Source organism: Actinomadura rifamycini DSM 43936 (genome assembly GCF_000425065.1).
GTDB classification, from domain to species: domain Bacteria; phylum Actinomycetota; class Actinomycetes; order Streptosporangiales; family Streptosporangiaceae; genus Spirillospora; species Spirillospora rifamycini.
The window spans coordinates 26,763-39,072 of record NZ_AULB01000012.1; the positions used below are offsets into that span (position 1 = coordinate 26,763).

The window sequence follows — 12,310 nt, forward strand, 5'->3', positions numbered from 1 at the left end:
AGTCACACGTTTTGCCAGCGTCCGCGGTGCGTGTCCGGGCCGATCGGCCGGCGCGGCCGCCGCGCCGGCCGTCCGGCGCCTCCCGGCGGCGGGCTCAGACGTTGAAGCGGAACTCCACGACGTCGCCGTCCTGCATGACGTACTCCTTGCCCTCCATGCGGACCTTGCCGGCGGTCCGGGCGGCCGCCATGGAGCCCGCGGCGGTCAGGTCGTCGAAGGAGACGATCTCGGCCTTGATGAAGCCGCGCTGGAAGTCGGTGTGGATGACGCCCGCGGCCTCGGGCGCGGTGGCGCCCTTGCGGATCGTCCACGCGCGCGACTCCTTCGGGCCGGCGGTGAGGTAGGTCTGCAGGCCGAGCGTGTCGAACCCGATGCGGACGAGCTGCGACAGGCCCGACTCCTCCTGCCCCATGCCCTGCAGGAGTTCGAGGGCCTCGTCGTCGGGCAGCTCGATCAGCTCGGCCTCGATCTTGGCGTCGAGGAAGATCGCCTCGGCGGGGGCGACGAGGTCGCGCAGGCGGGTGCGCAGGGACTCGTCCGTTAGCTCGCCCTCGTCCAGGTTGAAGACGTAGAGGAACGGCTTGGCGGTGAGGAGGTGCAGCTCGCGGAGGAGCGCCGGGTCGATGCCGGCCTTGTCGGCGCCGGCGAAGATCGTGACGCCCTCGTTGAGGAGCTTCTGCGCGGCGGTGACGGCGTCGACGACGGCGAGCTGATTCTTGTCCTTCTTGGTCCGGGCCTCCTTCTCGAGGCGCGGCAGGGCCTTCTCGATCGTCTGCAGGTCGGCCAGGATCAGCTCGGTGTTGATCGTGTCGATGTCGCGGGACGGGGCGACCTCGCCGTCCACGTGCGTGACGTCGGGGTCCTCGAAGGCGCGGATGACCTGGCAGATCGCGTTCGTCTCGCGGATGTTGGCGAGGAACTTGTTGCCGAGGCCCTGGCCTTCGGACGCGCCCTTGACGATGCCCGCGATGTCGACGAACTCCATCGTCGCGGGGATGGTCTTCGCCGAGCCGAAGATCCCGGCGAGCGCGCCCAGCCGCGGGTCGGGCACCCCGACCACGCCGACGTTGGGCTCGATGGTCGCGAACGGGTAGTTGGCGGCCAGCGCGTCGTTCTTGGTCAGCGCGTTGAACAGGGTGGACTTGCCGACGTTGGGCAGCCCGACGATTCCGATGGAGAGGCTCACGGCCGTCAAGTTTACGAGCCCGGACGCACCGCACCGTGCGGGGCGGCGCCGCCGATCGACCGCGCCCGTCCCCGCGCCCGTCCCCGGGCACCGGGCGGCGGGCCGTCGGCAGTGCGCCGATTGTCCGCCGTGCCGCCGTTACCGGCGCGTCGCGGTCGCGGTTCGCGGCCGCGCTGTCACGATGAACGGATGGACCTCGCGCTGCTCGCCGGCCTCGTCGTCGGGGCCGCCTTCGGCGTGGTCGCCGGATGGGCCCTGGCGATGGGACGGCAGGGCGCGCTGATCGCGCGGGCCCGCGCGGCGGAGGAGAAGCTCGCCTACGCCGAGGAGCGGATGGCCGAGCATTTCGAGAACCTGTCGGCGCGCGCGCTGGACGCCAGCAACGCCCGCTTCCTGGAGCTGGCCGACGCGCGGCTGAAGGCGGCGGGGGCCGAGGCGGCGGGCGAGCTGGAGCGGCGGCAGCAGGCGGTCGAGCACCTGGTCGGGCCGCTGCGGGAGACGCTCGCCAAGGTCGAGGAGCAGCTCCGCGAGGTGGAGACGGGCCGCCGCGAGTCCCACGCGATGCTCGCCAAGCAGGTCGACTTCGTGCGGCAGAGCTCCGAGCAGCTCGGCCGCGAGACGCGCACGCTGGTGCGGGCGCTGCAGCGGCCGGAGGCGCGGGGACGCTGGGGCGAGCTGCAGCTGCGGCGGGTCGTGGAGCTCGCGGGCATGACGCACCACTGCGACTTCGACGAGCAGGCGAGCGCGGTGACGCCGGACGGGACGGTGCGGCCCGACCTGGTCGTGCGGCTCGCCGGCGGCAAGAGCATCGTCGTCGACTCGAAGGTGTCGCTCGCCGCCTACCTGCAGGCCGCCGAGAGCGGCGACCCGGTGCGGCTCGACGCGCACGCCCGCCACCTGCGCGACCACGTCGACCGGCTGGCCGCGAAGTCGTACTGGCAGGCGTTCAGCCCGGCGCCGGAGTTCGTGGTCCTGTTCATCCCGGGCGAGGCGTTCCTGGCGCCCGCGCTGGACCGCGATCCCGAACTGCTGGAGTACGCGATGCGGCGCCGCGTCCACATCGCCACCCCCACGACCCTCATCACGATGCTGCGGACGGCGTCGTACGCGTGGCAGCAGGCCGCGCTTTCCCGCAACGCGCGGGCCGTGTTCGACCTCGGCAAAGAACTGTACGAGCGGCTGAGCACGATGGGGCAGCACGTAGACGAACTGGGCCGCGCGCTCACCGGCGCGGTGAAGTCCTACAACCGGACGGTCGGGTCGCTGGAGACGCGGGTGCTCGTCAGCGCGCGGCGTCTGAACGACCTGGGCGTCGTCGACGGTTCGCTGGACGGCCCACGGCCGGTGGAGGAGAGCCCGCGCGCGCTTTCGGCGGCGGAGCTCAACGGGCAGGACGACCCGTACAACGGGGTTCCGGACGGCGAGGCCCCGTACGGCGGCGATCCGCGCGACGATGCCACCCGCGACGATGTCTCTCGAGAAGACGTCCCCCGAACAGATGACGTCGCCCGGGGCGATGATGCTCGGGGCGATGCCCCGCGGGCGGAGGCACGCCGAGCCGGGCTCTCCCGGGGGCCGGTCGCTCGGGACGAGGGCGACGCGTCGCGCGAGGGCTCCCGGCAGTACGGCACCTGGGCCGTCCCCGGGCAGAGCGATCGGCGAGAGAGGTGGCAATGAGCACATCGACGGCACGCGACGCCCCTGGCGACACGCCGCCGACGCACCGCGGGGCGGGGCGGCGGCGGGGCGGGCCGCAGCGGCGGTCGCGGGCGTCCGGCGGCCGGACGTCCGGGTCCCGCTCGGCGGCGCCGACCGGTCCGGTGACGCTGACCGGGCGCGGCGGCATCGTCGTGGTGTTCGGGACGGCCGTGCTGTGCGGGCTGCTGTCGCGCTGGCTCGACATGCCGCTGCTCGCGGGGGCCGGCTTCACGGTGGGCTGCGTGCTCGCCGCGCTCGCCACCCGCCCGGCGGACCTGCTGGCGCTGGCCGTCAGCCCGCCGCTGGTGTTCTTCCTCGCCACCCTGGTCGCGGTGCTCGTCACCACGGTGGGGCAGGGGTCGCTGCTGCGCGGCGTCGCCGTCGGGGTGCTGACCGCCCTGGCCGGGACCGCGCCGTGGCTGTTCCTCGGCACGCTGCTGGTGCTGCTGATCACGCTGCCGCGCGGGCTCCCGACGAACGTGCGGGAGCTGCGCGACAAGCTCGCGGGCGTCCGGCTGTTCGAGGAGGAGGAGAACGAGAACCCGGTCCGGTGGGACGAGTCCCCGTCCTCCCCCGCCGCGCGCGCGCCGCGGCATGGAGACGCGGACTGACCCGTGCCGTCAGACGGGCGTGATGCGCAGGTCCTTGCGGAGTTCCTTCGGCAGGGAGAAGCGCATGCGCTCCTCGACGGACTCGATCTCCTCGGCCTCGCCGTAGCCGCGCTCGGCGAGCCAGGCCAGGACGCCCTGCACGAGCTCGTCGGGGACGGACGCGCCGCTCGTCACGCCGACGGTGCTGACGCCGTCGAGCCACGCGGGGTCGATCTGCTCGGCGTAGTCGACGAGGTGGGCGTCGTCCGCGCCGTGCTCCTTGGCGACCTCGACGAGCCGCACGGAGTTCGAGGAGTTGGTGGAGCCGACCACGATGACGAGCTGGGACTGCGCGGCCATCTCCTTGACGGCGGTCTGCCGGTTCTGGGTGGCGTAGCAGATGTCGTCGGACGGCGGGTCCGTCAGCTTGGGGAACCGCTCGCGGAGCTTCTCGACGGTGGCGATGGTCTCGTCGACCGAGAGGGTGGTCTGCGACAGCCACGCGACCCGCTCGGGGTCGCGGACCCGCACGTTCGCGACGTCCTCGGGCCCGTCGACCAGGTGGATGTGGTCGGGCGCCTCGCCGGAGGTGCCGATGACCTCCTCGTGCCCCTCGTGGCCGATGAGGAGGATGTCGTAGTCCTGCGCGGCGAACCGGACGGCCTCCTTGTGCACCTTCGTGACCAGCGGGCACGTGGCGTCGATGGTGCGCAGGTCCAGCTTGCGGGCCTCGTCGTGGACGACCGGCGCGACGCCGTGCGCCGAGAAGACCACGATCGACCCCTCGGGGACCTCCTCGGTCTCGTCCACGAAGATCGCGCCGCGTTCCTCCAGCGTCTTCACCACGTGGACGTTGTGGACGATCTGCTTGCGGACGTAGATCGGGGCCCCGTACTTCTCGAGGGCGATCTCGACCGTCTGCACGGCCCGGTCGACTCCGGCGCAGTAACCGCGCGGCTTGGCGAGCAGGACGCGGCCCCGCGTACCCGTGGGCGCGGTGCTGGCGGGCTGGGTGTTGGCGGTCATGCCCCCATCGTACGAGTCGCCGCCCGGGTCCCGTGCCCGGTGGTGAGGCGTGCCGCGCGGACGCGGAAGCCCGCGGCGCAAGGGTTCCGGCCGCATTGTGACCGACGGCACGCCGTTTTTGGACAGAAAGACAAGACCCGGGGTGACCGTGATCGCACCCATGGGGCAGAGTGAGTTTCGACGACCGTACGTGTGCTCCCGAGTTCCCTGATAAGGACGGCAGGAAGAGGAAAGACCATGACGAGATCGCCATCGCCGCGCCGCCTCAAGCAGCAGGTTCAGGACACGGTGGGCGAGCAGGTCCGCGACCTCCCGCTGCACGCCGTCCGGCTGGCCATGTTCGGTGTCGGCCGGGCGCTGCTGCTCGGCGACCGCGTGACCCGCGACTACAAGGAGATCACCGAGGGCGGCGGCGTGAAGCCGGTGATCGGGCGGCTCCGCGACGACGTCCAGCACACCGCGGAGAAGGTCGTCGGCACCGTGGTGGAGCGCGTCCGCGGCGAGCAGGCCGAGCCCGAGCCCGAGCCGGAGCCCGTGCGGCCCCGGCGCACCCGTCCGGCGCGGCCGGCGCGCCCGTCGGCGGCGCGCGAGGACGGCGCCGCCGCGCGGCGCCGGCCGGACAAGGAGATCTCGGTCGGCAAGCCGGGCGCGTCGGACGGGCCGGTGGCGAAGCCGGCGCCGTCGCCGCGGCCGTCGGCGCCGCGGCCGGAGCCCGCGCCGCAGGCCGAGCCGGCGGCCCCGCCCGTCCCCGAGGACGGCCCGGCGCCCGAGGTCGCCGCGACCGCGGCGCCCGACGCCCCGGCGCCGGAGCCCGCCGAGCCGGAGGCCGCGCAGCCGGAGGCCGCGCAGCCGGAGGCCGCGCAGCCCGAGGACGAGTTCACGCCGCGTCCCGAGTCGCGTCCGGCCGCGCAGAGCGAGGCCGAGCACGTCGCCGAGAGCCTGCCGGTGCCGAACTACGACGAGGCGACCCTGCCGCAGCTGCGCGCGCGCCTGCGCGGGCTGTCGGTGGAGCAGGTGAAGCTCCTGCGCGAGTACGAGCGGACCCACGCGGGCCGCGAGGACATCATCAAGATGTACGAGCGCCGCATCGCCAAGCTGAACGGCCAGAGCTGACGCCGGCGAGACACGGAGAACGGCCCGGGAGGCGGACCTCCCGGGCCGTTCCCTTTCCCGTCGGCGTCAGGCCGGGGCGGGGGCGTCCCGGAACGCGTGGTCGACGTCGACGCGCTCCAGCGGCGCCAGGTGGCGGCGCCGCGCCGCGAGGACGCCGATCGCGACGGCGCACGCGGCGGCGCCGGCGATGTACGGCAGGTGCGGGTCGACCTCCTCGGCGAGCTTCGTCGCGAAGTAGGGGGCGAGGGCGCCGCCCATCCAGCGGACGAAGTTGTACCCGGCGGACGCGACGGGCCGCGGGCTGTCGGAGACCTCCATCGCCGCCTCGGTGAACGCGGTGTTGTTCAGCCCGATCGGGATGCCGGACAGGATCGTGCAGACGATGATCCCGTCGTGCCCGAGGAACGCGAGGCCGACCTGGAACAGGATCAGCAGCGCCAGCCCCAGGTACATCACTCGGACCGTTCCAATACGGCGCTGCAGCGCGGGCGCGCCGAACACCGACGCGAGCGCCACCATCACGCCCCAGCCGAAGAACACCAGGCCGATGCCGTGGGCGCTCATCCCGAGGACGAACGGGGTGAACGCGAGCACGGTGAAGAACGCGTAGTTGTAGAACAGCGCGGTGAACGCGGTCGTCGACAGGCCGCCGTGGGCGAGCGCGCGGATCGGCGCGGTCAGCCCGGTCTTGCGCGCCGGCGCCGGGGTCGCCCGCAGCAGCGTCGTGATCAGCAGGAAGCCGGCGGCCATCAGGACGGCGGTGCCGAAGAACGGGAACCGCCAGTTCAGGTCGCCGAGCAGCGCGCCGACGAGCGGGCCGAGCGAGATGCCGAGGCCGAGCGCGGCCTCGTACAGGATGATGGCCTTCTCGGCGCCGCCGCTGGCCGCGCCGACGATGACGGCGAGCGCGGTGGCGACGAACAGCGCGTTGCCGAGGCCCCAGCCGGCGCGGAAGCCGACGAGCTGCCCGACGGTGCCGGACGTCCCGGCGAGCGCGGCGAACACGACGACGAGCGCGAGCCCGATGAGCAGGGTCTTCTTGCCGCCGATCCGGCTGGACACCCAGCCGGTGACCAGCATCGCGACGGCGGTGATCAGGAAGTAGCTGGTGAACAGCAGCGAGACCTGGCTGGGCGTGGCGTCCAGGTTCTCGGCGATCGCGGGCAGGATGGGGTCGACCAGCCCGATGCCCATGAAGGCGACGACGGCGGCGAAGGCGGTCGCCCACACCGACATGGGCTGGCGCAGGATGCCGCCCCGTCCGCCGCCTTCGGCGCGGTGCGCCTCCGGGGGCCGTGCGTGCATGGGTCTTTCCTCTCAGGCGTTCATCCGGCCGAGAAGAGCTTGTCGAGCGCGGGCAGCGCCGCGGCGACGGCGGCGCGCTCCGCGCCGGTCAGTTCCGCGAACCGTTCGGCCAGGTAGCCGATCCGGCGCTCGCGCCCGTCCGTGAGGACGTCCCGTCCGGTCGCGGTGAGCAGGGCGGTGACGACGCGGGCGTCCGAGCCGTCCCGGCCGCGCTCCACGAGCCCGTCGCGTTCGAGCCGGTTGATCTGCGCGGTCATCGTCGGCAGCCGGACGCCGTGCTCGGCGGCCAGCTCGGTCATCCGCCGCGGCCCGTGCTCCAGGGAGCCGAGCACGGACAGCTGCTGGGCGGTGACCGGCTGGTCGGCGGTCGCGCGGCGCAGCATCAGCACGACGTGCCGGAGCCGCAGGTTCAGCTGCTCGGCGAGCTCGCGTTCGGGAACGGTCACGGTCTCTCCTCGATTACTTAGCCAGACTAAGTTAGTGGAGCTAACTTTTGAAGGGACGGGCCGTGTCTCCCGCGTCACACGCATAGGCTGCCGGGCATGGCGATGGAGACGACGGCCGAATCCCCGGTTCCGGTGCGGACGGTCCTGCAGGCGGTCGGCGGCTGGATCGGCAAGCTGGGCCGCATCTGGGTCGAGGGGCAGATCACCGACCTCAACGCCCGCGGCGGCACCGTCTACATGACGCTGCGCGACCCGGTGGCGAACATGTCGGTGCGGCTCGTCGGGCAGCGCGGCGTCGTCGAGGCGGCCGGGCCCGCCCTCACCGACGGCGCGCGCGTCGTCGTCCACGCCAAACCGGACTTCTGGATCAACCGGGGCACCTTCTCGCTCAGCGTGCTGGAGATCCGGCCCGTCGGCGTCGGCGAGCTGCTGGCCCGCCTGGAACGCCTCAAGAAGACCCTCGCCGCCGAGGGCCTGTTCCGGCCCGAGCGCAAGCGCCCGCTGCCGTTCCTGCCCGGCCGGATCGGGCTGATCTGCGGGCGCGACTCCGACGCCGAGCACGACGTCCTGCAGAACGCGCGGCGCCGCTGGCCCGTGGTCGCGTTCCGCGTGGAGAACACCGCCGTGCAGGGCACCTACGCGGTCGGCGAGGTGATGGCCGCGCTGCGCGCGCTGGACGCGGATCCCGAGATCGATGTGATCATCATCGCGCGCGGCGGGGGCGCGATGGAAGACCTGCTGCCGTTCTCCGACGAGGCGCTCGTCCGCGCCGTCTCCGCCGCCCGCACCCCGGTCGTCAGCGCCATCGGCCACGAGCAGGACACCCCGCTGCTCGACCTCGTCGCCGACGTCCGCGCCTCCACCCCGACCGACGCGGCGAAGAAGGCCGTCCCGGACGTCCGCGAGCAGCTCCAGCTCGTCCGGCAGCTCCGCGACCGGGGGCGCCGGTGCCTCGCGGGCGGCGTGGAACGCGAGCTCGCGTGGCTGAAGTCCGTCCGGTCGCGGCCCGCGCTGGCCGACCCGGTGCGGGAGATCGAACGGCAGTCCGAGCAGGTCGCCGCGCTGCGCGACCGGGCCCGGCGGTGCCTGTCCGGCGCGCTCGACCGGGCCGGCGACGAGCTGTCGCACACCCGGGCCCGCCTCCTCGCCCTCTCCCCCGCCGCGACCCTCGACCGCGGGTACGCGATCGTCCAGCGGGCGGACGGCGCCGTCGTGCGGGACGCCGCGTCCGTGCGGCCCGGCGAGGACCTCGCGGTGCGCGTCGCGTCCGGACGGCTCGGGGTGACCGCCGCGGGTCCCCTCGACGACTAGGGTGGGGCGCGTGTCGGAGCAGGAGGAGAGGGCGGCGAGGCCCTCGTACGAGCAGGCCCGCGACGAGCTGGCCGACGTGGTGAAGCGGCTGGAGGCCGGCGGCCTCACCCTGGAGGAGTCGCTCGCGCTGTGGGAGCGCGGTGAGAAGCTCGCCGCGCTCTGCGAGGAGTGGCTCGAAGGCGCCCGCGCCCGGCTCGCCGCCGCGATGGCGCAGCCCGAGGACGGCGGCACCGGCGCGCCGTTCTGACGTCAGGGGGCGCCGGGGGACGCGCTCGGCGACGCGGGGCTCGACGCGTTCAGCCCGCCGCCCTTCGGCTGCTCCTTCAGCGACCCGGCCAGCACCGCCAGCTCCTCGTAGGGGGCGGTCCCGGTCACCACGAGGCTCACCCCGCCCGGAAGCGTGAGCGCCAGCGAGTTCGCCTCCTTGTCCGCCCGGTGGTACTTCTGCCACGTCCGCCCGGCGACCTGCATCGTCCCCAGCGGCTTGCTGCTGTTGGTCATCCGCGGGACGTACTCGGACGCCTTCTCGTTGCTCTGCTCGAGCGCCGCGTAGTGGTCGTCCGGCGTCACGAACCCCAGGTGCCACGCGACCGGCTCGCCGCTCCCGCCGTCCAGCCCGTGCACCCGCGAGCTCGTCGGGCGCCACCCCGCGGGCAGCCCCTCGGGGGCCCGCACCGTGAACGGGGCGTCGTTGCGCATCACCCAGAGCTGCGAGCCGTAGTCGACGGTCGGCAGGATCTGCTCGTCCGCCCGCGGCGTCACGACGTAGATCATCAGGGCGAGGATCAGCGACGCGCCCATCGCCAGCGAGAAACCGCCGATCCCGGTGGTGAGCCGCTTGTGCACGCCCGGGCTGACCGGGATCGGCTCCTGCCCGGAAGGAGCCGCCTCGGTCACGGTGTCAGGGGTCTTGTCGGTCACCCTTTCAGGATCCCCTACGGTGGCGGCTGCTCTAGACAGGGGGTGCGGTACGCGGGTTGCGGATCGTGCCGACGATCCCCATGATCTCGGCGGCGAGCCGCCGCGCGGCGTTCTCGTCCTCCATCAGTGAGATGTCCGACACCGCGCCGGCCATCGCGCCCGTCAGCACCATCACCAGCGCCTCGTCCACGCCGCCGTCCGCGGTGTGGAACAGCGCCGCGTTCCGGCGGGCCCACTTGCCGAGCCGCTGCCGCATCGCGCGGTCGAACCCCGGCGGGCCGTCCCCGGAGATGAACAGCCGCGAGACGTCCCGCTCCTCCAGGCAGCCGTCGAGGTAGGCGCCCGCGCCGGCGATGAACTGCCGCATCGGGTCGGTCTCCCCGGCCTCCCGCACCGCGTTGATCGCCTTGCGGGTGCGCTCCTGCTGCCGGGCCTGGAACTCCTCGAACAGCGTCAGGTACAGGTCGGCCTTGCCGTTGAAGTGGTGGTACAGGCTGCCGACGCTGGCCCCGGCCTTCGCGACGATGTCGGTCACCGCGGCCTGCGCGAACCCGGACTCGCAGAAGACGTCCCGTGCCGCGGCCAGCAGGGCCCCGCGCGTCGCGGCCCCCCGGTCGGACGTCCGCGCGGGCGTCCCGGCGGCGCCGTTCTGTGTCACCTCGCCGGAGGGAACGTCGATGTCGCTGCTCATGAGCCCAGAGATTACGCCCTCTCCCGGTGGGAAACGATCCCTTGCCCGGAGGACCGTCCGATTCCCGGTGCCGGTTCGCTCCGGACTCCGGCTGGTCTGGTCCAATTTGTGGCCCGGCGTCGGCCAACGGAGAATCCGAGTGACCATCGACCGAAAGGGCCGCCGCGACATGTCCGATGAAACCACCGTCTCCTCCCCGCTGACGACCGATCCGGCGGCGCCCGACCGCAACCTGGCGATGGAACTGGTCCGGGTGACCGAGGCCGCCGCCATGGCCGCCGCCCGCTGGGTGGGGCGCGGGGACAAGAACGGTGCCGACGGCGCCGCCGTCAACGCGATGCGCCAGCTGATCAACACCGTGTCCATGAAGGGCGTCGTCGTGATCGGCGAGGGCGAGAAGGACAACGCCCCGATGCTCTACAACGGCGAGGAGGTCGGGGACGGCGGCGGCGCCGAGTGCGACGTCGCGGTGGACCCGGTCGACGGCACCCGCCTCACCGCCCTCGGCATGAGCAACGCGATCGCCGTCCTGTCCGTCGCGCCGCGCGGGTCGATGTTCGACCCGTCCGCCGTGTTCTACATGGAGAAGCTGGTCACCGGGCCCGAGGCCGCCGACGTCGTCGACATCGAGCGCCCGATCGGCGACAACATCCGCGCGATCGCCCGCGCGAAGGGCTCGGCGCCGAACGACGTGACCGTCTGCATCCTGGACCGCCCGCGGCACGAGGGCATCGTCAAGGAGGTCCGCGAGGCGGGCGCGCGCATCAAGTTCATCATGGACGGCGACGTGGCCGGCGCGATCATGGCGTCCCGTCCCGGCACCGGCGTGGACCTCCTCCTCGGCATCGGCGGCACCCCCGAGGGCATCATCGCCGCCTGCGCGATCAAGGCGCTCGGCGGGGTGATCCAGGGCCGGCTGTGGCCGAAGGACGACGAGGAGCGCCAGAAGGCGGTCGACGCGGGCCACGACCTCAGCCGCGTCCTGACGACCGACGACCTCGTCACGTCCGACGACGTCTTCTTCGCCGCCACGGGCATCACCGACGGCGAGCTCGTCGACGGCGTCCGGTACGACAAGGGCACCGCGATCACGCACTCCCTCGTCATGCGCTCCCGCAGCGGCACGATCCGCACCGTCTCGAGCGAGCACAAGCTGTCGAAGCTGCGGGCCTACAGCGCGATCAACTTCGACGCCGCGGTCTGACGCACGAGGCCCGGCCTGCTCGCCCCGCGGCCCGCAGGCCGGGCCGGACCCCGCCGCCGCCCGCGCAGAAGAAGCCCCCGGTGGCCGCCAAATCCCCCGGACGAGCGCGGCAGCCGGGTGTCGTGGAGAGGCGGGGCCTCCGGGCGGTCAGTTGCCGGTCAGGCGGTTTCGGAAGCGTTGGCGGAGCGTGCGCTTGGGGGCGCGGGCGCGGACGGAGCCGAACAGCATCGTGCCCGCGACCTCGATGGTGGGGCCGTCGGGGGCGGGCCGGGTGCGGACCTCGCGGGGGCTGAGGATCGTGCGGCCGGTGACGTCGACGCGGACGCCGTCGGGGACGAGCAGGCGGACGCGGCCCGCGAGGACGAGCGAGTCGAGGACGATGTGGCGGCGCTGCAGGACGGCTTCGCGCAGATCGAGCTCGACGGTGCCGAAGAGGGCGACGAGGGGGAGCTTGACGGGGACGACCCAGCGGCCCTCGCGGCGGGTGCGGCCGAACACGACGGAGACCGGGCGGTCGTCCACGAGGATCGGCTGGGCCTCCTCGGGGGAGAGGTCGCCCGTGAGGCCGGTGAGTTCGCCGAGGGTGCGGGCGGCGTAGGCGGCGGCGGTGCGTTCGGAGTGCTCGGCCATGGTGAGGCGGCCGTCCGCGAGGGCCTCGCCGAGGACGGCGGCGACGCGTTCCCGGTCGGCGTCGGACGCGCGCAGGTCGCGGACGCGCGTCGCCTGTTCGGCGGCCGGGCGGGAGGGGATGTCCACCCCTAGAGGTTAACGGGCGCAGCGGCGGGGACCGCGGAAAAAGGGTGGGGATTTGTCCGCGTC

Annotated in this window: 13 protein-coding genes; 6 read left to right on the plus strand and 7 right to left on the minus strand. The window is 73.4% G+C overall.

What is annotated here, in order from left to right:
- Positions 1 to 94: 94 nt before the first annotated feature.
- Positions 95 to 1,186, minus strand: a complete 1,092-nt coding sequence (ychF, locus tag H505_RS0111810; RefSeq protein WP_026402159.1) for a redox-regulated ATPase YchF — start codon at positions 1,184 to 1,186, stop codon at positions 95 to 97.
- Positions 1,187 to 1,375: 189 nt separating this feature from the next.
- Between ychF and H505_RS41330 the strand changes: the two genes are divergently transcribed.
- Both H505_RS41330 and H505_RS47535 read left to right on the plus strand, forming a co-directional pair.
- Positions 1,376 to 2,863 carry a DNA recombination protein RmuC gene (locus H505_RS41330; RefSeq protein ID WP_084550142.1) on the plus strand — a complete coding sequence of 496 codons (1,488 nt, stop codon included), beginning with the start codon at positions 1,376 to 1,378 and terminating at the stop codon, positions 2,861 to 2,863.
- Entirely contained in the window at positions 2,860 to 3,495 is a 636-nt protein-coding gene (locus tag H505_RS47535; RefSeq protein WP_051300569.1) for a DUF6542 domain-containing protein, read from the plus strand. Before H505_RS41330 ends, H505_RS47535 begins: the two co-directional genes overlap by 4 nt.
- Before the next feature lie 9 nt (positions 3,496 to 3,504).
- Here the strand turns inward: H505_RS47535 and H505_RS0111825 are convergent, their stop codons facing one another.
- Positions 3,505 to 4,500, minus strand: a complete 996-nt coding sequence (locus H505_RS0111825; protein WP_051300570.1) for a 4-hydroxy-3-methylbut-2-enyl diphosphate reductase — start codon at positions 4,498 to 4,500, stop codon at positions 3,505 to 3,507.
- A gap of 237 nt (positions 4,501 to 4,737) precedes the next feature.
- On the opposite strand from H505_RS0111825, the gene H505_RS47540 reads away from it, so the two are divergent.
- Entirely contained in the window at positions 4,738 to 5,613 is an 876-nt protein-coding gene (locus H505_RS47540; protein WP_157432969.1) for a DUF8129 domain-containing protein, read from the plus strand.
- Positions 5,614 to 5,679: 66 nt separating this feature from the next.
- On the opposite strand, the gene H505_RS0111835 is transcribed toward H505_RS47540, so the two are convergent.
- Both H505_RS0111835 and H505_RS0111840 read right to left on the minus strand, forming a co-directional pair.
- On the minus strand, positions 5,680 to 6,918 hold the full coding sequence (locus H505_RS0111835; RefSeq protein ID WP_157432970.1) for an MFS transporter: 1,239 nt from the start codon (positions 6,916 to 6,918) through the stop codon (positions 5,680 to 5,682).
- A 20-nt stretch (positions 6,919 to 6,938) separates the two neighbouring features.
- On the minus strand, positions 6,939 to 7,364 hold the full coding sequence (locus H505_RS0111840) for a MarR family transcriptional regulator (protein ID WP_026402162.1): 426 nt from the start codon (positions 7,362 to 7,364) through the stop codon (positions 6,939 to 6,941).
- 96 nt (positions 7,365 to 7,460) lie between these two features.
- Between H505_RS0111840 and xseA the strand changes: the two genes are divergently transcribed.
- Complete coding sequence (gene xseA / locus H505_RS41345; protein WP_034517666.1) at positions 7,461 to 8,675, plus strand: exodeoxyribonuclease VII large subunit; 1,215 nt, start codon at positions 7,461 to 7,463, stop codon at positions 8,673 to 8,675.
- A gap of 10 nt (positions 8,676 to 8,685) precedes the next feature.
- Positions 8,686 to 8,922, plus strand: a complete 237-nt coding sequence (locus tag H505_RS41350) for an exodeoxyribonuclease VII small subunit (protein WP_034517733.1) — start codon at positions 8,686 to 8,688, stop codon at positions 8,920 to 8,922.
- A gap of 2 nt (positions 8,923 to 8,924) precedes the next feature.
- On the opposite strand, the gene H505_RS41355 is transcribed toward H505_RS41350, so the two are convergent.
- Together H505_RS41355 and H505_RS0111860 are read right to left on the minus strand one after the other, a co-directional pair.
- Complete coding sequence (locus H505_RS41355; RefSeq protein WP_051300572.1) at positions 8,925 to 9,596, minus strand: DUF4245 domain-containing protein; 672 nt, start codon at positions 9,594 to 9,596, stop codon at positions 8,925 to 8,927.
- A 31-nt stretch (positions 9,597 to 9,627) separates the two neighbouring features.
- Positions 9,628 to 10,287, minus strand: a complete 660-nt coding sequence (locus H505_RS0111860) for a TetR/AcrR family transcriptional regulator (protein ID WP_084550146.1) — start codon at positions 10,285 to 10,287, stop codon at positions 9,628 to 9,630.
- A 169-nt stretch (positions 10,288 to 10,456) separates the two neighbouring features.
- Here H505_RS0111860 and glpX point away from each other — a divergent pair, with 169 nt between their 5' ends.
- Positions 10,457 to 11,491 (plus strand): class II fructose-bisphosphatase, encoded by a 1,035-nt coding sequence (gene glpX, locus H505_RS0111865; protein ID WP_026402164.1) that lies wholly within the window; start codon positions 10,457 to 10,459, stop codon positions 11,489 to 11,491.
- Between the two features lie 147 nt (positions 11,492 to 11,638).
- On the opposite strand, the gene H505_RS0111870 is transcribed toward glpX, so the two are convergent.
- Complete coding sequence (locus H505_RS0111870) at positions 11,639 to 12,247, minus strand: DUF1707 SHOCT-like domain-containing protein (RefSeq protein ID WP_026402165.1); 609 nt, start codon at positions 12,245 to 12,247, stop codon at positions 11,639 to 11,641.
- Between the last annotated feature and the right edge of the window lie 63 nt (positions 12,248 to 12,310).

Bases quoted from the DNA above. Each gene is read 5' to 3' on its own strand.
- H505_RS41330 (WP_084550142.1), top strand. From the start codon at position 1,376: ATGGACCTCGCGCTGCTCGCCGGCCTCGTCGTCGGGGCCGCCTTCGGC.
- H505_RS47535 (WP_051300569.1), top strand. From the start codon at position 2,860: ATGAGCACATCGACGGCACGCGACGCCCCTGGCGACACGCCGCCGACG.
- H505_RS0111825 (WP_051300570.1), bottom strand. From the start codon at position 4,500: ATGACCGCCAACACCCAGCCCGCCAGCACCGCGCCCACGGGTACGCGG.
- H505_RS47540 (WP_157432969.1), top strand. From the start codon at position 4,738: ATGACGAGATCGCCATCGCCGCGCCGCCTCAAGCAGCAGGTTCAGGAC.
- H505_RS0111835 (WP_157432970.1), bottom strand. From the start codon at position 6,918: ATGCACGCACGGCCCCCGGAGGCGCACCGCGCCGAAGGCGGCGGACGG.
- xseA (WP_034517666.1), top strand. From the start codon at position 7,461: ATGGCGATGGAGACGACGGCCGAATCCCCGGTTCCGGTGCGGACGGTC.
- H505_RS0111860 (WP_084550146.1), bottom strand. From the start codon at position 10,287: ATGAGCAGCGACATCGACGTTCCCTCCGGCGAGGTGACACAGAACGGC.
- glpX (WP_026402164.1), top strand. From the start codon at position 10,457: ATGTCCGATGAAACCACCGTCTCCTCCCCGCTGACGACCGATCCGGCG.